The sequence below is a fragment of the Streptomyces aureus genome (assembly GCF_000725495.1).
Lineage (GTDB): Bacteria > Actinomycetota > Actinomycetes > Streptomycetales > Streptomycetaceae > Streptomyces > Streptomyces aureus_B.
In genome coordinates, this window is sequence record NZ_JNZD01000043.1 from 1 (window position 1) to 24,940 (window position 24,940).

At 72.9% G+C, this 24,940-nt stretch carries 25 protein-coding genes and 5 tRNA genes; 10 read left to right on the forward strand and 20 right to left on the reverse strand.

Annotated elements, in window-relative coordinates:
- Positions 1 to 112: 112 nt before the first annotated feature.
- The gene (locus IO36_RS33795; RefSeq protein WP_037625682.1) at positions 113 to 670 is read left to right on the forward strand and encodes a CGNR zinc finger domain-containing protein; all 558 of its coding nucleotides are present in this window, start codon (positions 113 to 115) and stop codon (positions 668 to 670) included.
- A gap of 61 nt (positions 671 to 731) precedes the next feature.
- Here IO36_RS33795 and IO36_RS47525 read toward each other — a convergent pair whose 3' ends face one another.
- Together IO36_RS47525 and IO36_RS33800 are read right to left on the reverse strand one after the other, a co-directional pair.
- A complete protein-coding gene (locus IO36_RS47525; protein WP_167347433.1) occupies positions 732 to 884 on the reverse strand; it encodes a hypothetical protein in 153 nt (50 codons plus the stop codon).
- A 155-nt stretch (positions 885 to 1,039) separates the two neighbouring features.
- Positions 1,040 to 1,486 (reverse strand): hypothetical protein, encoded by a 447-nt coding sequence (locus IO36_RS33800; RefSeq protein ID WP_037625684.1) that lies wholly within the window; start codon positions 1,484 to 1,486, stop codon positions 1,040 to 1,042.
- 172 nt (positions 1,487 to 1,658) lie between these two features.
- Here IO36_RS33800 and IO36_RS33805 point away from each other — a divergent pair, with 172 nt between their 5' ends.
- Positions 1,659 to 2,210: a DsbA family protein gene (locus IO36_RS33805; RefSeq protein ID WP_051901157.1), complete on the forward strand. Its 552-nt coding sequence runs from the start codon at positions 1,659 to 1,661 to the stop codon at positions 2,208 to 2,210.
- Positions 2,211 to 2,512: 302 nt separating this feature from the next.
- Here the strand turns inward: IO36_RS33805 and IO36_RS33810 are convergent, their stop codons facing one another.
- The 3 genes from IO36_RS33810 to IO36_RS33820 all read right to left on the reverse strand — a co-directional run bounded on the left by IO36_RS33810 (position 2,513) and on the right by IO36_RS33820 (position 5,489).
- Positions 2,513 to 3,337, reverse strand: a complete 825-nt coding sequence (locus IO36_RS33810) for a GNAT family N-acetyltransferase (protein WP_037625686.1) — start codon at positions 3,335 to 3,337, stop codon at positions 2,513 to 2,515.
- A 198-nt stretch (positions 3,338 to 3,535) separates the two neighbouring features.
- A complete protein-coding gene (locus tag IO36_RS33815) occupies positions 3,536 to 4,357 on the reverse strand; it encodes an aminotransferase class IV (RefSeq protein ID WP_037625689.1) in 822 nt (273 codons plus the stop codon).
- A gap of 85 nt (positions 4,358 to 4,442) precedes the next feature.
- Positions 4,443 to 5,489: a chorismate-binding protein gene (locus IO36_RS33820; RefSeq protein WP_037625691.1), complete on the reverse strand. Its 1,047-nt coding sequence runs from the start codon at positions 5,487 to 5,489 to the stop codon at positions 4,443 to 4,445.
- A 156-nt stretch (positions 5,490 to 5,645) separates the two neighbouring features.
- Here IO36_RS33820 and IO36_RS33825 point away from each other — a divergent pair.
- The 5 genes from IO36_RS33825 (at position 5,646) to IO36_RS33845 (ending at position 6,123) form a co-directional block, all read left to right on the forward strand.
- Positions 5,646 to 5,718: transfer RNA gene (locus IO36_RS33825), tRNA-Gly, on the forward strand.
- Positions 5,719 to 5,755: 37 nt separating this feature from the next.
- Positions 5,756 to 5,829, forward strand: a tRNA-Cys gene (locus IO36_RS33830).
- A gap of 1 nt (position 5,830) precedes the next feature.
- Positions 5,831 to 5,902, forward strand: a tRNA-Val gene (locus IO36_RS33835).
- Between the two features lie 34 nt (positions 5,903 to 5,936).
- Positions 5,937 to 6,008: transfer RNA gene (locus IO36_RS33840), tRNA-Val, on the forward strand.
- A 40-nt stretch (positions 6,009 to 6,048) separates the two neighbouring features.
- Positions 6,049 to 6,123, forward strand: a tRNA-Val gene (locus tag IO36_RS33845).
- A gap of 135 nt (positions 6,124 to 6,258) precedes the next feature.
- Here IO36_RS33845 and IO36_RS33850 read toward each other — a convergent pair.
- From IO36_RS33850 to IO36_RS33865, 4 genes are all read right to left on the reverse strand, one after another.
- Complete coding sequence (locus IO36_RS33850) at positions 6,259 to 6,561, reverse strand: TFIIB-type zinc ribbon-containing protein (RefSeq protein WP_078943613.1); 303 nt, start codon at positions 6,559 to 6,561, stop codon at positions 6,259 to 6,261.
- A 74-nt stretch (positions 6,562 to 6,635) separates the two neighbouring features.
- Positions 6,636 to 7,595 (reverse strand): aminoglycoside phosphotransferase family protein, encoded by a 960-nt coding sequence (locus IO36_RS33855; protein ID WP_037625695.1) that lies wholly within the window; start codon positions 7,593 to 7,595, stop codon positions 6,636 to 6,638.
- 469 nt (positions 7,596 to 8,064) lie between these two features.
- Entirely contained in the window at positions 8,065 to 8,271 is a 207-nt protein-coding gene (locus IO36_RS33860) for a hypothetical protein (RefSeq protein WP_037625697.1), read from the reverse strand.
- A gap of 240 nt (positions 8,272 to 8,511) precedes the next feature.
- A complete protein-coding gene (locus IO36_RS33865) occupies positions 8,512 to 8,745 on the reverse strand; it encodes a hypothetical protein (protein ID WP_037625699.1) in 234 nt (77 codons plus the stop codon).
- A 196-nt stretch (positions 8,746 to 8,941) separates the two neighbouring features.
- On the opposite strand from IO36_RS33865, the gene IO36_RS33870 reads away from it, so the two are divergent.
- Positions 8,942 to 10,246, forward strand: coding sequence for a serine/threonine-protein kinase (locus IO36_RS33870; RefSeq protein WP_037625701.1), 1,305 nt, complete (start codon positions 8,942 to 8,944; stop codon positions 10,244 to 10,246).
- A 57-nt stretch (positions 10,247 to 10,303) separates the two neighbouring features.
- Here IO36_RS33870 and IO36_RS33875 read toward each other — a convergent pair whose 3' ends face one another.
- The 9 genes from IO36_RS33875 to IO36_RS33915 all read right to left on the reverse strand — a co-directional run bounded on the left by IO36_RS33875 (position 10,304) and on the right by IO36_RS33915 (position 22,836).
- A complete protein-coding gene (locus tag IO36_RS33875; protein ID WP_037625703.1) occupies positions 10,304 to 11,122 on the reverse strand; it encodes a TrmH family RNA methyltransferase in 819 nt (272 codons plus the stop codon).
- A gap of 64 nt (positions 11,123 to 11,186) precedes the next feature.
- Complete coding sequence (gene cobA, locus IO36_RS33880) at positions 11,187 to 12,419, reverse strand: uroporphyrinogen-III C-methyltransferase (RefSeq protein WP_037625705.1); 1,233 nt, start codon at positions 12,417 to 12,419, stop codon at positions 11,187 to 11,189.
- Between the two features lie 149 nt (positions 12,420 to 12,568).
- Positions 12,569 to 16,381, reverse strand: coding sequence for a nicotinate-nucleotide--dimethylbenzimidazole phosphoribosyltransferase (cobT, locus tag IO36_RS33885; RefSeq protein WP_037625706.1), 3,813 nt, complete (start codon positions 16,379 to 16,381; stop codon positions 12,569 to 12,571).
- A gap of 345 nt (positions 16,382 to 16,726) precedes the next feature.
- Positions 16,727 to 17,938, reverse strand: a complete 1,212-nt coding sequence (gene cbiE, locus IO36_RS33890; protein ID WP_037625707.1) for a precorrin-6y C5,15-methyltransferase (decarboxylating) subunit CbiE — start codon at positions 17,936 to 17,938, stop codon at positions 16,727 to 16,729.
- Positions 17,939 to 18,283: 345 nt separating this feature from the next.
- Positions 18,284 to 18,922 carry a GNAT family N-acetyltransferase gene (locus IO36_RS33895; RefSeq protein WP_037625708.1) on the reverse strand — a complete coding sequence of 213 codons (639 nt, stop codon included), beginning with the start codon at positions 18,920 to 18,922 and terminating at the stop codon, positions 18,284 to 18,286.
- 210 nt (positions 18,923 to 19,132) lie between these two features.
- Positions 19,133 to 19,963: a MetQ/NlpA family ABC transporter substrate-binding protein gene (locus IO36_RS33900; protein ID WP_037625709.1), complete on the reverse strand. Its 831-nt coding sequence runs from the start codon at positions 19,961 to 19,963 to the stop codon at positions 19,133 to 19,135.
- Between the two features lie 51 nt (positions 19,964 to 20,014).
- On the reverse strand, positions 20,015 to 20,767 hold the full coding sequence (locus IO36_RS33905; RefSeq protein ID WP_037625710.1) for a methionine ABC transporter permease: 753 nt from the start codon (positions 20,765 to 20,767) through the stop codon (positions 20,015 to 20,017).
- Positions 20,764 to 21,801: a methionine ABC transporter ATP-binding protein gene (locus IO36_RS33910; RefSeq protein WP_037625712.1), complete on the reverse strand. Its 1,038-nt coding sequence runs from the start codon at positions 21,799 to 21,801 to the stop codon at positions 20,764 to 20,766. Before IO36_RS33910 ends, IO36_RS33905 begins: the two co-directional genes overlap by 4 nt.
- A 387-nt stretch (positions 21,802 to 22,188) precedes the next feature.
- Positions 22,189 to 22,836 (reverse strand): HAD family hydrolase, encoded by a 648-nt coding sequence (locus IO36_RS33915; RefSeq protein ID WP_037625714.1) that lies wholly within the window; start codon positions 22,834 to 22,836, stop codon positions 22,189 to 22,191.
- Positions 22,837 to 22,905: 69 nt separating this feature from the next.
- Here IO36_RS33915 and IO36_RS33920 point away from each other — a divergent pair, with 69 nt between their 5' ends.
- Both IO36_RS33920 and IO36_RS33925 read left to right on the forward strand, forming a co-directional pair.
- Positions 22,906 to 23,265 (forward strand): hypothetical protein, encoded by a 360-nt coding sequence (locus IO36_RS33920; protein ID WP_037625717.1) that lies wholly within the window; start codon positions 22,906 to 22,908, stop codon positions 23,263 to 23,265.
- A 1-nt stretch (position 23,266) separates the two neighbouring features.
- Positions 23,267 to 23,755, forward strand: coding sequence for a hypothetical protein (locus tag IO36_RS33925; protein ID WP_245173584.1), 489 nt, complete (start codon positions 23,267 to 23,269; stop codon positions 23,753 to 23,755).
- Between the two features lie 69 nt (positions 23,756 to 23,824).
- Here IO36_RS33925 and IO36_RS33930 read toward each other — a convergent pair whose 3' ends face one another.
- Positions 23,825 to 24,328 (reverse strand): GNAT family N-acetyltransferase, encoded by a 504-nt coding sequence (locus tag IO36_RS33930; RefSeq protein ID WP_037625718.1) that lies wholly within the window; start codon positions 24,326 to 24,328, stop codon positions 23,825 to 23,827.
- Between the two features lie 55 nt (positions 24,329 to 24,383).
- Positions 24,384 to 24,878, reverse strand: coding sequence for an RNA polymerase sigma factor (locus IO36_RS33935; protein ID WP_037625720.1), 495 nt, complete (start codon positions 24,876 to 24,878; stop codon positions 24,384 to 24,386).
- Between the last annotated feature and the right edge of the window lie 62 nt (positions 24,879 to 24,940).

The window sequence follows — 24,940 nt, forward strand, 5'->3', positions numbered from 1 at the left end:
CGCCCAAGCCGTCTTCACACCCCCGCCCCCGTCTCCGTCACGCCGAAAGCCACTACCATCGGCCAGCATCGGGCGGGCGCCCTCGCCCGACCCCCAGGCCAGGGAGCGAAACGTGCTGATCACCCACGACACCCGGTGCGCCCTCGACGCCGTGGTGGATCTGGTGAACACCGCACCGGAGGACGAGACGGCGGACGGGCTCGCCGATGTGCCGGCCCTCGCCGACTTCGTACGAAAGCACGACATCAGCGATGTCGGGGTGCTGTCGGAGCGTGATCTCGCGGCTGTACAGGACGTACGCGGCCTGTTCGCCGGGATCTTCGCGGCCGACGATCCGCGTACCGCCGCGTCGCTGATCAACGAACTGGTCGCGGCCGCGGGCACGACACCCCGGCTGACGGACCACGACGGCTACGACTGGCATGTCCACTACTTCGCACCGGGTGCCTCGGTCGCCGACCACCTCGCGGCCGACTGCGGGATGGCGCTGGCCTTCTTCGTGGTCGCCGGAGAACAGGACCGGCTGCGTCGCTGCGAGGCTCCGGACTGCCGGCGGGCCTTCGTCGATCTCTCCCGCAACCGCTCCCGCCGCTACTGCGACAGCCGCACGTGCGGGAACCGGCTCCATGTGGCCGCCTACCGGGCGCGCCGCAAGGAGGCCGCGGGCTGACCGGCGCTCTGCCGGCCCGACGGAGCCCTCGGCGGGTGGCGCCAGGGGCTCCGTGTACAGCTCAGAGCAGCAGCAGGTCGTGCAGCGAAGCCATGAGCAGCAGACAGCCGATCACCGCAAGGAAGATCATCAGCGGCGGCTGGGAGAGCGCGAAGAGACAACCGCGCCGCTCCTCGGGCGGAGCAGCGGTGTCGCTCGTTGTTGTTTCCAGCATCTCGCGGGCGATGATGACGCAGAGGCAGCCCGCTGAGCGATCAACACGCCAGGAATATACGGGAGTTCGCTGGATGAAGTGACGGGTGCGCTCGAACGTGAACGGTTCCGCGCGTTCCCGGTGCCAGACATGCGATCTTGTGTCGCTTCTGCCGTTCAGATCCCGTGTTTCTTCAGGATGGCCTCGATGTCGCTGAAGTCGTCCGCGGAACCCGTGGCACGCGGTGTCGCCGCAGGTCGGGTCGTGAGGGAGGAGCTCTGGCCGAGCGACGGGGCCGAGGCCCCGGGAGCCGCCGCCTCGCGCTGAGCCGCGGCCTTCGCGGCCTTGCGTTCCTTCCGGGTCCCGCCGCCACGTCGCTCCACGGCGCGCGTGATCATGAACAGTGCCCAGGCGCCGCCGAGCACCGCGAAGCCGGCCCAGGCGGTCGGGCTGAACGCGGTGTCGGCCAGCCAGCCGACCACGCCGGTCATGACCAGGCCGATCGGCACCAGGGAGTAGGCGGCGATCCGGGCGGCCGCCAGGTAGCGCTTGCGGTACGCCGTCACCGCGGCGATGCCGAGGCCGGCGACGGAGACGGCGGAGCAGACGGTCTCTGCGATCATTCCGGTCCTCCAGGCAGGGCTCGGTGCGACACGGTTCCTCTTCCCCTCCATCCTGCACCGCCCCATGCCCGGTATGCCACGGTCCGGGCAGACCTCAGGGACATCTCGGGGTCGCCGTCCTCCTCAGGTGCCGGTGGCATCGCACCCCCGCCGGGCTGGGAGACTGGGTCCCATGAGCGACTCCTCCGCCTCCTCCTCGGCCTCCTCCTCGGCCTCCTCCGCCGCCGGTCCGGCCCCCGTCGTCCTGGACGTCTGGTGCGACCTCCAGTGCCCCGACTGCCGTGACGCCCTCACCGACCTCCGGGCACTGCGCGCCACGTACGGCGACCGTCTGGAGCTGCGGCTGCGGCATTTCCCCCTGGAGAAGAACAAGCACGCCTTCGCCGCGGCGCAGGCCGCCGAGGAGGCCGCCGAGCAGGGGGTCGGCTGGCCGTACGTCGAGGCCGTACTCGGCCGCGTCGAGGAGCTGAACCGCGGGGGCGAGGCCTTCCTGGTCGAGGTCGCGCGGGAACTCGGCCTGGACGCCGAGGAGTTCGACACGGCCCTGATCGACGGACGGCACATCCTGATCGTCGACGCGGACCAGGCGGAGGGCAAGGCGATCGGCGTCACCGGCACCCCGACGTACGTCATCGGCGATGAGCGCCTGGACGGCGGCAAGAGCCAGGAGGGGCTGCGCGAGCGGATCGAGGAGATCGCCGCCCGCCTGCTCGCCGAGGGCTGACGGAAACGCCACCCCGCCCAGAGCCGAACCACCACCCCTCCCCCAAGCCGAACCGCTGCCCCCGGCCGAAGCGGGGCGCACCCCCACCGCCCCCTGGCCGAAGCGGCACACCGCCACCACCCCCGGGCCGAAGCGGCTCACCCCGCCGAGGCCCGGGCGGCAGCCCCCGCCGAAGCCGGCGCGACCCCACCGAAGCCCGCGCGCCCCACCGGACGAGAGCGACCACCCCCGAAACCCGAGAGCGACCACCCCCGAGCGACCGCCTCCAAACCCGCACCCACCACCCCGCCCGCCCCGCCCCGCTACAGCAGCGTCTTGTACAGGTGGTACTCCGTCGTCTCGTACCCCAGCGATTCGTAGAGCCGCTCGGCCGGGGTGTTCCCCGCGAAGACGTTGAGCGCGATGCGGTCCAGGCCGGCGGCCGTCGCCCGGGCCTCGGCGAGCCGCATGAGCGTGCGGCCGTGTCCGCGCCCGCGCTGGTCGGCGCGGACCCCGACGTCGTACACGAAGGCGTGTCCGCTCCGGCGTCCCAGCCACAGATCGCCCACGGGCACGCCCTCGTGCTCCAGGACGCTCAGCCACATGTTCGCGGTGGCCGGGCCCTGCGGCAGGGCGCCGCCGTAGTCACGGTCCGCCTTGGCGCGTGCCTCGGCCTCGGGCACACCGCGCCGGATCCAGTCCTCGGCGTAGTGCCGTCTGCCCTCCCGGTCCCACACCTCGTACTCGTCCCGGGTCATGGGGCGGTCGGCGCTGCCCGGCGGGAGGACGAGCGGGGTGCCGTCGAGCTTCTTCTCCATGAGGCGGTTGCGCGGCACGTAGCCGAGCGCCCGGGTGAGTGCCAGCGCCGCGGCGGCCGACGCGGGGACGGTCACCTCGATCTGCCGGCAGCCCCAGCCCCGGGCGACCTCCTCGGCCGCCAGGGCGGCGACGGTGCCCCGGCCGCGGCCGCGGTCAGGTGCGTCGATACCGAGGTCCCGGATCCTGGCCGCGGGCGGACCCGAGCCGGGCTCGGTCGCGAGGTGGACCCGGCCGACGGGCCTGCTGTTCACGCACACCTGGTAGCGGCGCGAGAGGGTCCCGTCGTCGGCGCGAAGAAGCGGCTCGGTCGGCCGCAGGGTCGTGGTCATCAGGGGAGTTGTACCCACTGACGCGCCCGCCGTCAGCCGAATTACCCGGTGATCCCCGGCCCTGGCCCCCGGCTTGCGGACTCCCAGGCAGGTCGGGGACGCACCCGTCAGAGGTCGAGAGCGGACCCGTCAAAGGTCGGCGGCAGACCCGTCAGGGGCCGGGGTCGGCGGCCCCGTCACGGGTCCAGGCCGTCCCCGTCACGGGTCGAGATCGTCCCCCGCCCGCTCGTCGAACACCCGCATCGCCTTGGCGGTCACCGGGCCCGGCGCGCCCGGCAGTTCACGTGCGTCGACCCGGTGCACGGCCTGGACGTCGCGCAGGGTGGAGGTCAGGAAGATCTCGTCGGCCCGCTCGAGGACGTCCAGCGGAAGGTCCGTCTCCTTGGCGCCCGTCCATTCGACCGCGAGGGCACGGGTGATGCCGGCGAGACAGCCGGAGGCGACGGGCGGGGTGTGGATCTCGCCGTCGAGGACGACGAAGACGTTCGACCCGGTGCCCTCGCAGAGTTGGCCCACCGTGTTGGCGAACAGCGCCTCGGACGCGCCGTGTTCACGCGCCCGGGCCAGGGCGACCACGTTCTCGGCGTACGAGGTGGTCTTCAGGCCGGTGAGGGCGCCGCGCTCGTTGCGGGTCCAGGGGACGGTGACGACGGCGGTGGAGTCGGGACGCGGCTCCGAGGCGCCGAGCGCGACGACGAGCGTCGGTCCGTGCTCCCCGCGGTCGGAGCCGAGGGGGCCGTGACCGCCGGTGTAGGTGATGCGCAGGCGGCCCAGCGGCATCGGGTTGGCCTCGAGGACGGCGGCGCAGGCGCGGCGCACCTCGTCGGCGTCGGGCTCGGGCAGACCGAGGCCGCGCGCCGAGCGGGCCAGCCGGTCGAGGTGGCGGGTCAGCGCGAAGGGACGGCCGTGGACCGCCTTCACGGTCTCGAAGATGCCGTCCCCCACGGTCAGTCCGTGGTCGAAGACGGAGACGCGGGCGGCCTCGATGTCCTGCAGCCCGCCGTCGAGCCAAAGCTTCACTGGTCACTACCTCGCATGCGAAGGTGCCGGTCATGTCGTCCGGCACGGCGTTTCGGCCCGGTCCCCCGTCGTCCCCGTAGCCGGGTCAGTCCGAGAGGGTCCCGTCACCCGCGTCGTACGTCCCCGACGCTACCGCGAGCAGCCGGGACGCCTTCAGCTCGGTCTCCCGCCACTCCCCCTCGGGGTCGGAACCCCAGGTGATGCCGGCCCCGGTGCCGAAGCGCAGGACCCCGTCGGCGCGGTCGATCCAGAAGGTGCGGATGCCCACGGCCAGCTCGCCGGTGCCGCGGTCGGCGTCGACCCAGCCGATGCCTCCGCAGTACGGGCCGCGGGGCGCGGTCTCCAGGGCCTCGATGATCCGCAGCGCGCTGGACTTCGGGGCTCCGGTGACGGAGCCGGGCGGGAACGCGGCGGCCAGGAGGCCGGGCCAGCCGACGTCCGGGCGCAGTTCGCCGCCGACGGTGGAGACCAGGTGCACGAGCCCCGGGTGCTTCTCGACGACGCACAGGTCGGGAACGGTCACGGTGCCGGTGGCGCAGACCTGGCCGATGTCGTTGCGGACGAGGTCCACGATCATCACGTTCTCGGCGTAGTCCTTGTCCAGGAGGTCCGCCTCGGTGCGTCCGGTGCCCTTGATCGGCCCCGACTCGACGCTGCGGCCCGCGCGGCGCACGAAGAGTTCCGGAGAGGCGGTGGCTATCTCGACGCCGTGCTCCGGCAGCCGAATCGTTCCGGCATAGGGCGCCGGGTTGCCACGGGCCAGCAGGGCGGTCAGCGCGTCGACGTCGGCGTCGGCCGGGACGGGCGCGGTCAGGACGCGGCAGAGGTTCGCCTGGTAGACCTCGCCGGCCGCGATGTGCTCCCGGATGCGCCGGACGCCTGCCGTGTACGCGGCGCGGTCGAGCGACGACGTCCAGTCGCCGGCCGCGGGGCCGTGCCACCGCCCCGGCACCGGCGCGGGCACCGGCTCCTCTCGTACGTCCCGGAAGCGGGCGCAGGTCAGACGGCCTTCGAAGTCGGCGGAGACGGCCCAGAAGCCGGTGGAGTCCAGGGCCGCGGGATCACTGGTGACGTCGAGGAGACCGGTGGCGACGAGGCCGCCGAAGCGGGCGAGGGGAGGGAGGTCGAGCACGCTGACGAGTCTAGGGCGGGTGTCCTGCGAGTGCCCTGGCCATGTCCCTGGTCAGGCAGACCGCAGCACGCTGCGGAAACGCGTTTTTGTGCTGGCCCGGGAATCCGCTAGAGTTCAACACGTCGCCGGGACGCGCAAGCGGAACGGAAACGACAAGCGGACGTAGCTCAGTTGGTAGAGCGCAACCTTGCCAAGGTTGAGGTCGCCAGTTCGAACCTGGTCGTCCGCTCGCAGGAAGTGGGGGATCTTCCCGAACCCGCACTCCTGGTGGAGTGGCCGAGAGGCGAGGCAACGGCCTGCAAAGCCGTCTACACGGGTTCAAATCCCGTCTCCACCTCCAAGGACGATTAGCTCAGCGGGAGAGCGCTTCCCTGACACGGAAGAGGTCACTGGTTCAATCCCAGTATCGTCCACTGGTCCGCAAGGACTTGATCCGCAAGGATCCCCGCGCGATTAGCTCAGCGGGAGAGCGCTTCCCTGACACGGAAGAGGTCACTGGTTCAATCCCAGTATCGCGCACGCAGTACCAGCAGCAAGCGTGGCTCAGGCCGCGTGACCTGCGCGATTAGCTCAGCGGGAGAGCGCTTCCCTGACACGGAAGAGGTCACTGGTTCAATCCCAGTATCGCGCACCAGCAAAGCCCCCGGTCGTCTCGCGACCGGGGGCTTCGTCGTGCTCGGCGTCCGGCACGTCCTGCCGGCGTTCCGGCCCGAAAGGGCGCCCTCCGCTCAGGAGGGTCCCCTTCGGGCCGACGGGAACGAGAGGTCGTTCAGGACGAGAAGAGCATGTGGCCGAAGCTCTTGTGACGGTGGTGACCGCCGTGCCCGCCGTAGTGACCGCCACCGTGGCCGCCACCGTGGCCGCCGTGCTGCGGGGCGCCCCAGGCGGGAGCCGGCGCGGACGGGTACGCCTGCGGCGGCGGCGCGGGCTGGGACCACTGCGACTCCACGCGGGTCAGTGCCTCCAGCTCGCCGTAGTCGAGAAAGATCCCTCGGCAGCCGCTGCACTGCTCGATCTGGACGCCGTTGCGGTTGTACGTGTGCATCGGCGCATGACATTTCGGACACTGCATGCTCGGCTCAACTCCTCGCCGGTCGGTACTGCTTCCGCCAGGACAGACACTGCCCGGCCTCGGTCGGTTGCACCCTACGTCGGGGAACCTCGGGTCAACTCGGGCGGGACGGCACCCATTCGGTCACAGGCGTCGACCACGGCCTGCTGGACCTCGTCCAACGGGCGCTCCGCGGCCGCCGATTTGGCGATCGCGAGGGCCGCGGTCTGCACGGTGAGGGCGCGGGCGGCCACGTCCAGTGCGGGCCAGGGATCACCGTCGGCGGGGACGGCCGGGCCGCCCGCGTCCCGGTAGGCGCTCAGGAACCGGAGCCACTCCTCGGGCGGCAGCAGCCCACAGGCGTACCAGGCGGCCGGGCGGGCCAGGTCCCAGGTCGGATCGCCGACGCCCAGGTCGTCGACGTCGATCAGGCGCCAGGCGCCGTCCGGCGCGGGATGGCGTACGAGCTGGCCGAGATGCAGGTCGCCGTGGCACAGGGTCGTGGTGTCCGGCATCGGCGCCTCGGCCCGCGCCCAGGCCGGCAGGGTCGTCCATGCGCGCAGGACCGGGGCGGCGGCCGGGTGCGGACCGGCCGCCCGCAGCCGGGCCAGCGCGCGGGCCGCCTTGGCGGGGCCTCGCATCGGCGGCAGCCCGTCCGGCGCGGGGGCCCGGTGCAGCAGCGCCAGCAGGGTCGCGGCCTCCTCCCAGGGGGCCGCGTCGGGGGTGTCCGGGTCGACCGGGGCGCCGTAGGGCCAGAACGTGACCCGGCGGCCGAGGAGGCCGGCCGGGGCGGGGTCCAGCGGGGGCAGGAAGACGCCGGGGAGGGCACCGGCCGCGGCGACGCGCAGGGCGAGCGCGCGGGGTTCCGTGTCCGGGGCGTGGGCCTTGGCGACGAGGCCGCCGTGGCGGACGACGGTGCCGTCGTCCCTGTCCGCGAGGAGGCCGTCCTCGGCGCCGCAGGGGCAGGCCCCGCGGGGGCCCGGGATCCCCCGGCCCGGGTGCGCCGCACCGCGCGCGGCGGCACCGAGCGCCGGCACCAGGCTGTCTACGGTCACGGATCCCCCTGATCGGCACGAAGAACACACCCACGAGCGGGCACACTCCGACGAGCACCCGCCGGCGAGGGCACCTTGCCGGTGAGAGGACCCGCCGGTGAAGCATCCTGCCGATGGGGGCAACGCCCGTGAAGGCATCCCTGTCCTTGAGGCACCCAGAGAGCGGGGGACCCGCCGGTGAGGCACCCACCGGTGAGCGTACGCATCCGACCCCGGCCCAGGACACCTGGCTCCCGGCACCGGACGCCCCGCACCCGGCAAGACTGCCCGGCGTACGGAAACCATGCGTGCCCGAGGCCGGGGCCGGGAGCCAGGTGTCCGAGGCCGGGGCCGGGACCGGAAAAAGAGATGCCCGCGCAGCTCCCCAGCTGCGCGGGCATCTTCCTGCCGTCCGCCGCACCCCCGTCCCCACGGGGTTTCATGGCCGGATGTCCCCGCCCGGACCGCTCTTCCGGGCCTGGGGCGCCGCTCAGCGCCCCAGCATCACGCCCACGGACGACGCCTGTGTGACCACCGCGTCCCAGCCGCCGAAGACGACCACGAGCAGGGCCGCCAGGGGAAGGACCATCGCTGTCGCCACCAAGGGGTGGCGCTGACCCTGGCGGGTGCCGAACGCGGCTGTGTATGCCTTGCGTCCCTGCGTGCGGAGCTCCGTCCGCGGTGCCGTGTGGGCCATGGTCCCTCTCCTGACCGAGATTCTGTTGTGCCTGGCAGCGGCGGGTGTCTGACCTCGGGGGACGAGTGCTGCACCCGCCGCTTGACAACAAATCTAGGCGCGTGACGGCCCCGGGTCGTCATGCCCTCGTACCGATTGGCGGGCCTCCCGGAGGATGAGCCGTGACCTGCCGAGTACTACCGTGGGTGGAGACGTGGGCCCCGGTCTCAGGGTCTTCCCTGAGGGGACGTCCGATGCGCCCTACTCCTCCGAGCCGTCCACCCGCGGAACCGGCTGCTCCACCAGCGCGAGCACCCGGGTCGCCATGAAGCGGGCGGTCCGTACCACTGTTCCGTTTCGAGTGACTTCGCTCACTTCCACCACACCTCGGCGCACCGCCGTCTCCACCCGGCGGCCCGCCCTGCTCGCCACCACCTCGTACGTACGCGTCGTGTCCCCTGCGTCCACGACTATCTCCACGCGGTCACCCCTCACGGGCTCAATCCCCCTTCGACGATGGATGGTTGGGATCAAGAGCAGGCCAAAGAGGCGCCGTACGCACGCTCCCTGACCACCTCTCAAGTTTCCCACCCGGCACTGACAATCGATCGGGACGAGAGGGCGCGGCCTCTGCGCGCACCCGGCCGCGAAAACGTAAGCTGTGGCTCGTCAAACGGACCGGGCAGCGGGGATGGACATGGCGATGATGCGCCTGAGGCGCGAGGACCCGCGTGTCGTCGGCTCGTTCAGGCTTCACCGACGGCTCGGCGCGGGCGGCATGGGTGTGGTCTACCTGGGCTCCGACCGGCGGGGGCAGCGGGTCGCGCTGAAGGTGATCCGCCCCGACCTGGCGGAGGATCAGGAGTTCCGTTCCCGGTTCGCGCGCGAGGTCTCGGCGGCACGCCGGATCAGGGGCGGCTGCACGGCGCGGCTCGTCGCCGCCGACCTGGAGGCGGACCGGCCGTGGTTCGCCACCCAGTACGTGCCCGGCCCCTCGCTGCACGACAAGGTCGCCGAGGAGGGGCCGCTGTCGGCGGCCGACGTGGCCGCCGTCGGTGCCGCCCTCTCCGAGGGGCTCGTCGCGGTGCACGAGGCCGGGGTGGTCCACCGCGACCTCAAGCCGTCCAACATCCTGCTGTCCCCGAAGGGGCCGCGGATCATCGACTTCGGCATCGCGTGGGCGACCGGGGCGAGCACGCTCACCCACGTGGGCACGGCGGTCGGCTCCCCGGGCTTCCTGGCGCCGGAGCAGGTCCGCGGCATCGCCGTCACCCCGGCCACGGACGTGTTCGCGCTCGGGGCCACGCTCGCGTACGCGGCGACCCAGGACTCTCCCTTCGGCCAGGGCAGCTCCGAGGTGATGCTCTACCGCGTGGTCCACGAGGAGCCGCATCTGCACGGGGTCCCGGACGCGCTCGCGCCGCTCGTGCGGGCCTGCCTCGCGAAGGACCCCGAGGAGCGGCCCAGCACCCTCCAGCTGTCCCTCAGGCTGAAGGAGATCGCGGCCCGCGAGGCCCAGGGCATGGTGGACACGCGGCCGCCCGCGCCGCGTTCGGACCCGGACCGGCCGACCGGGCGCCTGGCCGAGCAGTACGCGGAGCAGCGCACCCAGCGGCGGCCGGGGGCCACTCCCCCGCCCCGGGGGACCACTCCGCCGCCGCGGGGGACGACTCCGCCGCCGCGGACCGGCGGCACGAACGGCGGTTCGCGCTCGGGTTCGCGTCCGGCGCCCGTCCGCAACACCGGCCGCACCGGGAACCGGCCCGCACCCCGCAGCGGGGCCGGGCGTCCCGGTCCGCGCACCACGGGGACGGGCCGCAGGCCCGCCAATCCGCGGCTGCTGCGCCAGCGGTTGTTCGTGTTCGTGGTGGTGACGCTGCTGGTCGCGCTGGGGATCGCGGCGGCCCAGGGATGCCAGGGGCCGTCCCGCGGGCTCGACGACACCCCGCGCAAGACCGTCCACCAGGAACGGTCGGCGTCCGGCGCCTTCCCGTAGGACGGCGCGCCCTCCGACTGCGGCCGGAGAAGGCGTCCGTCCCCCGGACCGGGACTCTCAGCTCTCGGGCCGGCCCGTCGCTACCGCGTAGAAGGCGACCGCGGCCGCCGCGCCGACGTTCAGGGAATCGACTCCGTGGGCCATCGGGATGCGGACCCATTCGTCGGCCGCCATCAGCGCCCGGGTGGAGAGCCCGTCGCCCTCGGCGCCGAGCATCAGCGCGACCCGCTCCATCTTGTGCGGGGCCGCCTCGTCCAGCGACCTCGCCTTCTCGTCCGGGGTGAGGGCGAGCAGGTTGAACCCCGCGTCGCGCACCGACTCCAGGCCCTTGGGCCAGGTCTCGAGCCGGGCGTACGGGACCGAGAAGACCGCGCCCATCGAGACCTTCACCGAGCGGCGGTAGAGCGGGTCGGCGCAGTCCGGGGAGAGCAGGACCGCGTCCATGCCGAGGGCGGCGGCGGAACGGAAGATGGCGCCGATGTTCGTGTGGTCGTTCACCGACTCCATGACGACCACCCGGCGCGCGGTCCGCAGCAGTTCCTCGGCCGTCGGCAGCGGTTTGCGCTGCATGGAGGCGAGCGCGCCCCGGTGCACGTGGTAGCCGGTGACCTGCTCGGCGAGCTCCGGGCTGACCGCGTAGACGGGCGCGGGGAGTTCGTCGATGACGTCGCGCATGACGTCGACCCACTTGGCGGACAGCAGCATCGAGCGCATCTCGTAGCCGGCGTCCTTGGCCCGTCTGATGACCTTCTCGCCCTCGGCGATGAACAGGCCCTCCGCGGGTTCGCGCTTGCGGCGCAGTTCCACGTCGGTCAGGCCCGTGTAGTCGCGCAGACGCGGGTCGTCGGGGTTGTCGACGGTGATGAGATCGGCCACAGGGTGATACTGCCTTGTCCTGGGTGCGGTGCCAACGGCTGGGAACGGGTCGGGTTACCCGTGGTTACTCGGAGATTCCGGGGCCGACGTCCACGACCTCGCCGATGACGATGACCGCGGGCGGCCGTACGTCCTCGCTGCGGACGGTGTCGGCGACGGTGGCCAGGGTGGCGTCGACGCGGCGCTGGGCGGCGGTCGTGCCCTCCTGGACGAGGGCGACGGGGGTGTCGGCGGGCTTGCCGTGCGCCACGAGCGTGTCGGCGATCCGGCCGATCTTGTCGACGCCCATGAGGACGACGAGGGTGCCGCGGAGCTTGGCGAGCGCCGGCCAGTCGACGAGCGAACGCTCGTCGTCGGGGGCGACATGACCGCTGACGACGGTGAACTCGTGCGCGACGCCCCGGTGGGTGACGGGGATGCCGGCGGCGCCGGGCACCGAGATCGAGCTGGAGATGCCGGGAACGACCGTGCAGGCGATGCCGGCCTCGGCGAGCGCCTGGGCCTCCTCCATGCCCCGGCCGAAGACGAAGGGGTCGCCGCCCTTCAGCCGGACGACCGACTTCCCCTGCTTCGCGTGCTCGATGAGCGCGTTGTTGATGGCCTCCTGGGCCATGAACCGGCCGTACGGGATCTTCGCCGCGTCGATGACCTCGACGTGCGGCGGGAGTTCGGCGAGCAGGTCGCGGGGGCCGAGCCGGTCGGCGATGACCACGTCGGCCTCGGCCAGCAGCCGTCGGCCGCGGACCGTGATCAGGTCGGGGTCGCCGGGACCTCCGCCGACGAGGGCGACGCCGGGGGTGCGGGTGCGGTGGTGCGGCGCGACGAGCGTGCCGTCGCGCAGGCCCTCGACCACGGCGTCACGGATGGCGGCGGTGTGGCGGGGGTCGCGGCCCTTGGCGTCGGTGGTGAGGACGGCGACGGTCACGCCCTCGCTGTGGCCGGTGGCCGGGGTCCAGGCGGTGGCCGCGTCGGCGTCGTCCGAGCGCACGCACCAGACGCGCCGGCGTTCGGCCTCGGCCGAGGCCTCGGCACTGGCGACCGGGTCGCTGGTGGCGATGAGCGCGTACCAGGCGTCGGCGAGGTCGCCCTCCTCGTACGCCCGCCGCGTCCAGGTGATCTCGCCCGTGTCGGCCATCGCCTCGACGGACGGGGTCGCCTCGGGCGAGACGAGGTGGACGTCCGCGCCCGCCGCGATGAGCGCGGGGAGCCGGCGCTGGGCCACCTGGCCACCGCCGAGGACGACGACACGACGGCCGGAGAGGCGGAGGCCCACCGGGTATGCGGGGTGTTCGGCCATGGCGGTGCGGCTCCTCGTACGGGCAGGCTGTGGGGTGGGCGCTGCGGCTCTGGAGCGGCCCTGACGTGGGGTTCTTCGGTGGAGTCCAGACTACGGCGGGGCCGGGTGGGCAGTGCGGAACTGCCCACCCCCCGGTGCCGTGGACCTGCCTACTTCTCGGTCACCCCGGCCGAGTCGAACGTGGCGACCTCGTGCATCGCCCGCGCCGCGCTCTGCACGATGGGCAGGGCCAGGAGGGCGCCGGTGCCCTCGCCGAGACGCAGGTCGAGGTCGATCAGCGGGCGCAGGCCCAGCTTGTTCAGGGCGGCCACGTGACCGGGCTCGGCGCTGCGGTGGCCCGCGATGCAGGCGGCCAGGACCTCGGGGGCGATGGCGCGGGCCACCAGGGCGGCGGCGCCGGCGCTGACGCCGTCCAGGATCACCGGCGTGCGCAGGGAGGCGCCGCCGAGGAGCAGACCGACCATGGCCGCGTGCTCCAGACCGCCGATCGCCGCGAGGACGCCGATCGGGTCCGCCGGGTCCGGCTGGTGGAACTCGATGGCACGGCGGACGACCTCGGTCTTGCGGGCCAGGGTCTCGTCGTTGATGCCGGTGCCGCGGCCCGTCACCTCGGCCGGGTCGGCTCCGGTGAACACCGAGATCAGGGCGGCCGACGCGGTCGTGTTGGCGATGCCCATCTCACCGGTCAGCAGGGCCTTGTTGCCCGCGGCCATCAGGTCGCGGGCCGTCTCGATGCCCACCTCCAGCGCAGCGACGGCCTCTTCCCGGGTCATGGCCGGACCCGTGGTCATGTCCGCGGTGCCCGCGCGGACCTTGCGCGGCAGCAGGCCCGGCGTGGCCGGCAGGTCGGAGGCGACGCCCACGTCCACGACGCAGACCTCGGCACCCACCTGGTTGGCGAACGCGTTGCAGACCGCGCCGCCGCCGAGGAAGTTGGCCACCATCTGGCCGGTGACCTCCTGCGGCCAGGGGGTGACGCCCTGGGCGTGGACACCGTGGTCGCCGGCGAAGATCGCGACGGCCGCGGGCTCCGGGATCGGCGGCGGGCACATCCGGGACAGCCCCGAGAGCTGCGCGGAGATGATCTCCAGCATGCCGAGGGCGCCGGCGGGCTTGGTCATCCGCTTCTGGCGCTCCCACGCCTCGCCGAGCGCCTTGGCGTCCAGGGGGCGGATGTTGGAGACGGTCTCGGCGAGCAGGTCGTGCGGCTCCTCACCGGGCAGGGCGCGGCGGCCGTACGTCTCCTCGTGGACGACCCACGACAGGGGGCGGCGCTTGGACCAGCCGGCCTGCATGAGCTCGGGCTCCTCCGGAAACTCGTCCACGTACCCGACGCACAGGTAGGCGACGACCTCCAGGTGGTCGGGCAGGCCCAGGGCGCGGACCATCTCACGCTCGTCGAAGAAGCTGACCCAGCCGACGCCGAGACCCTCGGCGCGGGCGGCGAGCCAGAAGTTCTCCACGGCGAGGGCGGCGGAGTAGGGGGCCATCTGCGGCTGGGTGTGGCGGCCGAGAGTGTGGCGTCCGCCGCGGGTCGGGTCGGCGGTGACGACGACGTTCACCGGGGTGTCGAGGATGGCCTCGATCTTCATTTCCTTGAACTGCTTGGCCCGGCCCTTGGGCAGCGACTGGGCGTAGGCCTCGCGCTGGCGCTGGGCGAGTTCGTGCATGCTGCGCCGGGTCTCGGCGGAGCGGATGACGACGAAGTCCCAGGGCTGGGAGTGGCCGACGGACGGGGCCGTGTGCGCGGCCTCCAGAACGCGCAGCAGCACGTCGTGCGGGATCGGGTCGCTGCGGAAGCCGTTGCGGATGTCGCGGCGTTCGCGGATCACGCGCAGGACGGCCTCGCGCTCGGCGTCGTTGTAGCCGGGGGCGGCCGGGCCGGTGGACTCGCGTACGTCTTCCACCACGGCCGTGCTCTCCTCCTGGTCGGCGACCTGGGTCTGCAGGTCGTCCGCCTGCTGGGCCGCCACGGGCTCGTGCTCCGCGGCGAGCGGCAGCGGCGTGCTGCCGGTCTCGGGCTCGGCCTCGCGGGGGGCCGGCACCGACACCTGCGCGACCGGTTCGGTCTCGGCCGGGTCGGCCGTCACGGCCTCGGCGGGCGCCGCGGGCTGCCGGGCCTCCGGCTGCTCCTCGGCGGGCAGCGGGGCCACGGTCGTGCCGTGCGGCGGGGTCGCGGCCGGGTGCGCGGGCACCGTGCCGTCACCGGGAACGACGGGGCCGAGGCCCTGGTCGGCCTGGGGCACGGCGGGTGCGTCGGGGAAGCCGGGGGCGGCCGCCTGGTCCGGGGCGCCGTCGGGCAGCTGCTCGGCGCCCGCCGGCTGGTGCGGGTCGCCTTCGGCCGGGCCCGCGTGGGCGGGCTCGGCCGGAGCGGGCACGACCGCGGGGACGGCCTGGATCGCGTCGGCGGCGCCGTCCTGGTCGGGCGCGGTGTTCTCGGGCAGGGCGGCACCGTCCGCCACGTGGGCGGGCGCCTCGGTGAACTGCTGGGCCGCGGCCTCGTCGAGGACGAGCCCCTGACCGCCGTGCGAGGCGTCCGCCGAGCGCGCGGAGAGCGCCGTCAGCGCGGATTCGGGGGTCTCGTAGCCGTGCGGGGCCGGTGCGTCGGCGGAGCGCTCGGCGCCGGGGAGGGACGGCTCGTCCACGAAGACCACGACGGGCTCCGGCGCCTGGGCGGCGGGCTCGGCGAGCACGGCCTGCGGCAGGACCTGGACGCCGGCACCGTGGGTGTCCTGGACCGGGAGCCCGGCACCGTGCGTGTCGTGGACCTGGAAGCCGGCACCGTGAGAGTCGTGAGCCTGGAATCCGGCACCGTGCGAGTCGTGGACCCGGAGCCCGGCTCCGTGGGAGTCGTGGGTCTGGAATCCGGCACCGTGCGTGTCCTGGCCGGGGACCGGCGCCGGGAGCTGCACGACGGCGGGGTCCTCGGGTGCGAGGTCCCCGGCCGGGGCCTGGGCCTGCTCGGGCACCGCGTGGCCCGCGTCCTCGGCGATCTGCTCCGCGGGCGTCACCGCCGCGGCCTGCTCCCCCTCGCCCGCGGCGCCGGTGGCGCCCGGGTTCTCCGGGGCGTCCTGGAACTGCGGGGCCTCGGGAAGCGGCTGGTCGGGCGAGACGTCCGTGACGGGCACGGCCTCGGGGGCCGGGGCGTCCACCGGGTCCTGGAGGTCGAGCGACACGACGTCCGCCTCCGGCAGCTCCAGGCCGGCCTCGGGGGCCGCCGGCTCGTCGGCGAGGGGCGCCGCCACGACGCCGGGTGCCTGCTCGGCCTCCACGGCCTCCGGCGCCTCGGCTGCCGGTACGGGTTCGGGGGCCGCTACGGGTTCGGGGGCCACCGGGGCGCCCGGCAGCTGTCCCGCCTCGGGGAGGGCCGTCTCCTCGGCCGGGATCTCCCCGGCCACCGGCACGGCGGTCCACGCCACGGCGCTCTGCGGAGTCGCCTCGGCGGCCTGGGGCACGTCCAGGTACTCGGGGCCGACGGTCGGCGGGCCGGCCACGCGCAGCGGTGCGACCGGGGTGGTCATCGAGCTCGGGCGGACGCCCGCGGGGCCGCGGTCGGCCAGCGAGCGCACCGGGCTGGACGAACCGTCCGGCGTGGGCGGGCCGAGGTGCAGCGGACGGCGCGGGGCCGCGGGGGCCGCGACGGGCGCCGGGACCGGCTGGGCGACGGGCGAGGGGCCCGGCGCGCGCACGGCGCCGAGGTCGATCGCCCCGGTGTCGCGTCCGTCCGTCTCGTGCGGCCCGGGTTCGTCGGTGAAGGGCATCGGGGCCGGCGGCGGCACCTCGTTGCCCCAGGCACCCTGCGCACCGGGCGCGCCCGGCAGCAGAAGGAGGTCGTCCTCCTCGACGGGTCCCTCGGAGGAGTCGAGGTAGGTGTACGCGCCCGGCGCGGAGACGCCCGGCTGCTCCACCATGCCTGCGTTCTCCGGCAATCCCTCGCCCGGGACCTGGCCGGTGTCGGTCATGCGTACCCCTCGCCCATCGGTTAGTGCTCCAAAGTCCAGCTCGCCCGGAACGGCGCACCGACCGCCCCACAGTGAAGAACGAGCGTGCGTGCCCAGCGGCACGTACGACCGGCCAACAAAGACGACAAAGCCATTAACTGGCATTGTCCCGGTCATCCCGCCCTCGCGACAGCGTGATCGGCGAGTGGCCGCTGTGGACTGCGCCACGTTGCGCGTCCTCCGGTTCTGCCGTACCACACACGCCTCAAAACGGGCGGGTTTTCCGGACATTGGCCTACGAAAGGCCGACCCCCCGGGAGCGGTACAACGATCGGCCAGCCTACCGCGAGCGGTACGACAACAGGATCACGGGGCGCGATCCGGCAGACGGCCACTGAGCAGGAACGCAACGCTCCGCTCCTTCTCCGTCCAGGCCCTCGTATCGAGTTCGACGGACTGGATGAGGGCGCACTCGACGTCGTAGCCGTGTTCGGTCAGATCGCGGCCGATGAGTTCGGCGGCGTCACGCGTCGCGGCGTCCGCGACGATGCGCTGGGGCCTGCGGTCCGCGACCGCCGAGACGACCGCCGCTCCCCCGCCCCCGACCCGTACGACGTCGGGTTCGGGCAGGTCCTCCAGAACGTGCGGGGCACTGCCGTGGACGACCTGCATCTGCACGCCGTAGCGCCGGGCCGAGTGCTCGGTGCGGGCGCAGGAGCCCGGACTGCGGTCGACCGCGATGACGGCGGCGCCGGTGCGGGCGGCCTCGGCGGCGAAGGCGCCGCTGCCGCAGCCGATGTCCCAGACGAGGTCACCCACGCGCGGTCCCAGCCGGGCGAGTTGGGCGGCGCGCAGCAGATCGGTCTCGCCCTCGCCGAGCGCGCCGCCGTAGGCGCGCGCGGGCAGCGCCCAGCCACGCGGTCCGGCACCGGGGTCCCGGCCGGCGATCCAGCCGCCCCCCTGGGCGGCGGCCGTGGAGCCGCCGATGACGATCACGACGTTCGGGTCGCGCCAGGTGTGGTCGGCCGCCTTGTCGGAGGTCAGGATCGTGACCTGCTCGCGGGTGGTGCCGAGTTCCTCGCAGATGACGAAGGTGCGGTGCACGCCTTCGAGCAGCAGCCCCAGTTCGGCGGGGCCGGCGCCGGGCGAGGTGAGGACGGCGACTTTCGTATGGGCTCGACATACATTCACCGCGCGTCGCAGGGTGCGACTGTGTGCGACGACCACTTGTGCGTCGTCCCAGGGCATTCCGGCGCGGGCGAAGGCGGCGGCCACGGCGGAGACGGCGGGCACGACCTCGACCTCCAGGCCGAACTCGGGTGCGCGCAGGGTGCGGACGACGCCGAAGAACCCGGGGTCCCCGTCGGCGAGGACGACCGCGGTGCCGCGGTGGCCGGCGATGCGGCGGGCGGCCAGATCCATGCTGCCCAGCCGGACGCGTTCGGCGCCCTCGGGCACTTCGGGGAGCGCGAGATGGTGGGCCGCGCCGGCCACGAGCGTGGCGGCGCCGAGAGCGGAGCTCGCCGCGACGGTCAGCGGCGAGCCGTCCCAGCCGATCACCGTGACCCGGTCGGCCATCGTCGTCAGTCTCCAGAAGGTCTTCGCAGGTCTCAGGTGCAGCCCGGACGGGCTTGGTGAGGGTACCCCGGTGCGGCCCGGCGGGAGCGTGCCGGTGGGCGTGGCGCGGGAACGGTCCCCTTCCGCCCGCACGTGCTCCCGGACCCGTGAGCCGGTGCCCCGGCGAGGTGACTCCCGTACGCCCGGGTACCTCGAAGCGACCGTATACGACCGCATATGACCGTGCCCGGCCCGCCCCCGCGGTCCCCGCCCGGCGGAGCCGGCACCCGGACGTGGAACGCGTGCCGTCCGCCGGCACCCGCGCCGGTGGTCGCCGTGGTCCTCGTTCCCGCCCTCGCGGCCGTCTCAGTTCCAGTCGTTGAAGGAGGCGAAGCCGCCCGGGTCGCCGAGGTCCCCGTCCATGCCGTCGAGGTCCTCGGGGAGCAGGCTCCAGACGATGAAGTCGGTCCGCAGGTCGACCCAGGTGCCTTCCTCGGTCCGGGTCCGCGCTATGCAGGCGTTGCGCAGCACGCCCTCGCTGATGCAGCCGATCTTCTGGGCCACCTGCTGGGAAGCGGTGTTGCCGGCCGCGGTGCGCAGTTCCACGCGCTCGAACTTCTGGTCGCTGAACAGCCATCGGGCGGTGGCGAGCGCGGCCTCGGAGGCGTAGCCCTCGCCGCGCGCCCAGGGCGCGATGATGTAGGACAGCTCGGTGGAGCGGACCCGCCAGTTGGTCTTGCCGAGCTGGATGACGCCGACCAGCCGCTGGGTGAGGAACTCGGTGACGGCGAGGTCGAGTCCGCGGCCCTCGGCGCGTTCCGTGGGCGCGTAGTCGCCGACCCAGTCCCGGGCGCCGTCCTCGGTGAACGGCTGCGGGATCGACGTCCAGGCCGCCACCATCTCGTCGTTCATCATCTCCGTCAGCGCGGGCACGTCGTCCTCGTCGAGCGCACGCAGGACCAACCGCTCCGTGCTGATGGAGATGTCGGGGAAGGTGCTCGTCATGCGACGCTCCGTAACCGTCGGGGACTTCGGACCTGATGTACCGTCGGGTCCGCTGAACTGCCCAGCATGCAGCATGAAACCACTGAACGGCACAACGGGGTCCACTCCGGGTAATGGAGTGGACCCCGTGCGGTGACGAGTCGGGCCGGGGGCCGCAAATCGGCCCGGGCCCGGACCCGTTCACCGGGAGGAGAGCCGGAGCGGCGGACCTCAGAAGGACGGGAGGACGGAGCCCTTGTACTTGTCCTCGATGAACTTCTTGACCTCGGGCGAGGTGAGGAGCTTCGCGAGCTTCTTCACGCGCGGGTCGTTCTCGTTGCCCTGCTTCACGGCGAGGACGTTGTTGTACGCGTTGTTCTTGGTGGACTCCAGGGCGAGGGCGTCCTTGGCGGGCGAGAGGCCGGCGCCGATCGCGTAGTTGCCGTTGATCACCGCGGCGTCGACGTCCTTCAGGGAGCGCGGGGTCTGGGCCGCCTCGATCTCCTTGAACTGCAGGCCCTTCGGGTTCTTCTCGATGTCCTGCGGGGTGGCGGTGCTCTCCGAACCGCTCTTGAGCGTGATGATCCCGCTGGAGGCGAGGAAGCGCAGGGCTCGCGCCTCGTTGTCGGCGTCGTTCGGGACGGCGACGGTGCCGCCCTTCTTCAGCTCGTCGAGCTTCTCGGCCTTCTCGGAGTAGAGGCCGAGGGGCTCCAGGTGGACGACGGCGACCGAGGCGAGGTGCGTGGAGTTCTTCTTGTTGAAGTCCTCCAGGTACGGCTGGGTCTGGAAGTAGTTGGCGTCCACGGACCCGTCCTCGGTGGCCGTGTTCGGCTGGACGTAGTCGGTGAACTCCTTCACCTCCAGCTTGAGGCCGGCCTTCTTCGCCAGGTGGTCCTTGATGTAGTCGAGGATCTCGGCGTGCGGGACGGGGGTGGCCGCGACGACGAGGGTGTCGGTCGACTTCGCCTTGTCGTCGGACGTGCCGGAGCCGCAGGCGGTCAGGCCCAGGGTGAGGGCGCCGGTGGCGAGGACTGCAGCGGTGATCTTGGTGGTGTTACGCACGAAAAGTGCCTTTCTCCATGGGTGGTGCAACCCGCCGGGTGAGGCGGGGAGTCAGGAATCGGTCGACTTGACCGGGGTGGCGCCGGCCGGGCCGCCGGGAAGGAAGCCGGCGAGGACGCGGAAGCGGAGCGGCTCGCCGCCCTTGCCGCTGCGGCGGTGCAGGACCCGTGCGCCCGAGTCGCCCGCGAACTGGACGACGGCGATGACGAGGGCGAGGACGGCCACGATGAGCCACATCATCTGGGACTCGAACCGCTGGTAGCCATAGCGGATGGCGAGGTCGCCGAGGCCGCCCGCGCCGACGGTACCGGCCATCGCGGAGTAGCCGATGATGGCGACGACCGTCGTCGTGGTGGCCGAGATCAGCGACGGCAGGGACTCGGGCACGAGGACCTTGCGGACGACGGTCCAGGTGCTGCCGCCCATCGACTGCACGGCCTCGACCAGTCCGCCGTCGACCTCGCGCACGGAGGTCTCCACCAGCCGCGCGAAGAACGGGATGGCCCCGACCGCGAGCGGCACGATGGCGGCCTCCCGGCCGATCGTCGTGCCGACGATCCAGCGCGTGAAGGTCATCAGAGCGACCATCAGGATGATGAAGGGCATCGAGCGGACGATGTTCACGACCTGGCCGAGGACCTTGTTCACGACGGTGTTCTGCAGCAGGCCGCCACGGTCGGTGAGCACCAGCAGGACGCCCAGCGGGAGGCCCCCGAGCACGGCGATCAGCGTGGACCAGCCGACCATGTAGAGGGTGTCCCAACACGCCTGGGACAGCAGCGGCTGCATCTCGTTCCAGCTCACTTGGCGGCACCTTCCTCGACCAGCTCGGGCTGCTGCCCCTGGATGTCGATCTGCAGGCCCTGCTCGCGCAGGAATCCGATCGGCACGACGTTCTCCTCGTAGCGGCCGGGAAGTTCGATGCGCATCCGGCCGACCTGCCGGCCCGCGACGGTGTCCATCGCGGCGCCCAGGATCGAGATGTCGATGTTGTAGGTGCGCGAGAGCTGGGAGATGACCGGCTGGGTGGCCGACTCCCCGTGGAAGGTGACGTCGAGGACGGTGCGGTCGTCGCCGGAGGCGGTGCCGCTGACCGGGAAGAGCGCGGAGGCCAGCTCGGAGCCGGGCGTCGCGAGCAGTTCGCTGACGGTGCCGGACTCGACGATGCGGCCCCTGTCCATCAGCGCGGCCGAGTCGCACACCGTCTTGACGACGTCCATCTCGTGGGTGATGAGCAGGACGGTCAGGCCCAGCTGGCGGTTCAGGTCGCGCAGGAGCTGGAGAATGGAGCGGGTGGTCTCGGGGTCGAGGGCGCTGGTCGCCTCGTCGGAGAGCAGCACCTTCGGGTCGCCGGCCAGGGCGCGGGCGATGCCGACGCGCTGCTTCTGCCCGCCGGAGAGCTGGGCCGGGTAGGCGCCCGCCTTGTCGGACAGGCCGACCAGGTCCAGGAGTTGGAGGGCCTTGTGGCCGCGCTCCCTGCGGGTGAGCCCGAGGATGTCGAGCGGCAGCTCGACGTTCTCCTGGACGGTCCGCGAGGACAGCAGGTTGAAGTGCTGGAAGACCATGCCGATCCGGGTACGCGCCTGGCGCAGTTCCCGTCCCGCGCGCGGGCCGCGCCCGGCGAGTGCGGTGAGGTCCTGGCCGGCGACGGTGACCGTGCCGGAGGTGGGACGCTCCAGGAGGTTGACGCAGCGGATGAGCGAGGACTTTCCGGCGCCTGACTGGCCGATGACGCCGTACACCTCGCCTTCGCGGACGTGCAGATCGACGCCGTCGAGGGCGGTCACGTCACGGCCGCGCGAGCGGTAGACCTTGGTGAGGCCCGTTGTGGTGATCACTGGGGATTCCGTCACTGTCGAGTGCGGGGCGTGGGTGTGCGCCGGGCACGGGTGCATTCGGTCGGAACGCGGCACGGTTCTCGCGATGGCGATGGAACCGGAAGGAGAACGTGTGCGCGGGGCAGCCCGGTCACGTACGCGGTACGGACACGAGGCGCGGCGGTCCCGCTTCGGGGCGCGGGATCAGAAGGTGGTGCGAGGGCCCTCTAGCAGGCACACATTCGACACATACAACGAGCACCGGGCGTCATGGTCGCCTCGGTCGCAAGGATGCGGTAGCTCGTCGTGGTCATGGAAGGAAGTAAAGCAGACAGGGTGCCGGTGACCGCCATCGCTGTCCGAATAGCGGACAGCGATGGATGGTGGACGGGCGTCACGGACCGCGCGTCAGCCCCGGACGGAGATCTCCATTCCCTTGTCCGCCACCAGTACCGACAAGGCGGAGAGGTCCGCGACGACCAGGTCGGCGTCGAGTTCGCCGGCCCGGTGCGTTGTGGCCAACGCCACGGTGGTCATGCCCGCGGCGCGGCCCGCCTGGAGCCCGGCGGGCGCGTCCTCGAAGACGACGCAGCGGGCCGGGTCGACACCCAGTTCGCGGGCGGCGAGGAGATAGGGCTCGGGATCGGGCTTGCCGCGGTCGACGTCGTCGGCGCAGATCATGGTCTTGGGGCGGATCCCCACCTCGTCCAGCCGGGCGGCGGCGAGCCGGCGGGTGGCCGAGGTCACGACGGCCCAGCGCTCGGCGGGCAGTGAGGCGAGCAGTTCGAGGGTTCCGGGCAGCGGTACGACGCCGCCGGGCACGTCCTCGACCTCCAGCTGCTCGATGCGGGCGAGCGCCTCGGGGACCAGGTCCGCGGGCAGCAGGTCGGCGGCTATCTCGACGGCGGGACGCCCGTGCAGCTCGATCGCGGCGAAGTCCTCGGCGGTGATCCCGTACTCGTGCGCCCAGCGCGTCCAGCAGCGGTTCACCGACGCGAGGGAGGAGACGAGGGTTCCGTCGTTGTCGAACAGGAGGGCTTCTGCGTGGATCTTCATGCCGTCGACCCTACGGGGCTGCCCGGGGGCGAGCGCATCAGGTCTTTTGGCCCGTAATAGGGTCACGGCATGTTTGATGCCCTGACCGCCGCGACGGCCGTCGCCGCGCTCGCGCTCGCCGCCTGGTGCGGCTGGGCCGCCCACCGCGATCAGCCCACCAAGGACTGGCACTTCATCGGGATGGCCGTGGTGAGCCTGCTCGCCCTGGTCCAGCTGGTGATCGGCGTGGTCCAGCTGGCGCGCGGCGAGAAGCCGGAACAGGGCACGACGATCTTCGTGGCGTATCTGATCGGCGCGTTCGCCTGCATTCCCGCCGCGGGTTTCATGTCGCTGGCGGAGCGCACCCGCTGGGGTTCGGTCACGGTGGCGGCCGGCGGGATCGTCCTCGCCGTGCTCGAGGTCCGGCTCTACGACATCTGGGGAGGCTGAGATGACGGCCACGGAGGAGAACCCGATCGCGCCTCGCGACGGACAGGACGGGCCCGGCGCACAGGGCCCGGCGGAGCCGGCCGCCGGCCCGAAGCGCGCACGGCTCATCAGCGGCCCGGGCATCCTGCTGGTCTGGCTGTACGGCGTGATGGTGGTCGGCGCCGTCTCGCGGTCGGCCGTGCAGATCTCCACGCAGTTCGACAAGGCGCCGCTCGCCTACTCGCTGTCCGCGGTCGCCGGTCTCGTCTACGGGTTCATCACGTACTCGCTCGTGCGCGGCGGAGAGACGGCGCGCAGGGCGGCGCTGGTGTGCTGCGCCGCCGAGCTCGCGGGTGTGCTGGTCGTGGGGACCTGGACGCTGGCCGAGCCGTCCGCCTTCCCCGACGCCACGGTGTGGTCGGACTACGGCATGGGCTATCTCTTCATCCCGGTCCTGCTGCCGCTGTCGGCGATGTACTGGCTGCGCAAGGCGCGGACGACCGCGGCCTGACTCCCGCGGCCGGACGACAACGGGCCGACGACAGCCGACTGACGGACCTGAGGAAGAGGCCGGCCGCGGTCAGGCGCTGGTGGCGAACGCGCCGGCGTCGGCGCCCTTGGCCAGGGTCACCAGCGTCAGCCGCTCGCCCACCCGCTCCTGGGAGACGGGGGCGTAGCCGTGCTTGCGGTACAGGCGCAGGTTGCGCTCGCTGCGGTGGCCGGTGAACAGCTGGAAGGACTTCGCCGCCCCCTCCGCGCCGAGGGAGGCCTCGATCGCGTCGAGCAGACGTCCGCCCAGGCCGTGCCGCTGCATGCGCGGGTGCACGATGAGCTTGTTGATGCGGGCCGTGCCGTCGGCGTCGACGGCGCCGCGTACGGAGGCCACCACCTCGTCGCCGAGCCGGGCCACCAGGACGGTGCCGCCCGCCAGTTCCGCCCGGAGCGAGTCGAGGGGCTGGGTGAGGGGCTCGATGCCGTAGTCGCCGTAGAGCTCGGCCTCGCTCTGATAGCAGAGGTACTGCAGCTTCAGGATCGATTCCGCATCCTGCTCGGTCGCCGCCGAGATGGTCACGCTCATGCCCATGTGTGCATGCCTCCCGCTCACCTGTTCCGGTCGTCCCCCACTCCTATCCCCGTCGTCAGCGGGCCGCAACCTCCGGCGTCAGCAATCGCCGAAGACATCCCAGACATCTGGAGCGTTCCGGACCAAGACTGCCCTGTGAGATACCCAACTCACCTGCGATCTCCCGGTAGGTGAGGTCCTCCGGGGCGAGCAGGGCGGCCACCAGACCCGGGCAGCGGCCGGGCAGCCGGCTCGCCGCCGAGCGCAGCTCTCGCTCACCGGCGGCCGCCAGCGCCCGCTGCTCCGGCCCCCTCCCGCCGTCCTCGGCGGGTTCGGTGGCGTACGGCTGCTCGGCGCGGGCCCTGCGGCGGCTGCGGCGGGCCTCCGAGCGCACGGCCCGGCGGACCCAGCCCTGCGGGTCGGCGGGCGGCCCCGCCGCGTCGAGGCGTTCCAGCAGCCGCAGCCAGACGGCCTGTTCCAGGTCGCCCGGCTCGGCGCCGCAGGCGGGGGCCTCGGCCGACGCCTCGGCGGCGAGCAGCGGGCCGAGGGCGGTAACCAGCTCGTGGGTCATACGGGGAACGACACGGCCGCCCGGGCGCGAGGTTGCCGGGGCGGCCCCACGTTCACCCCATC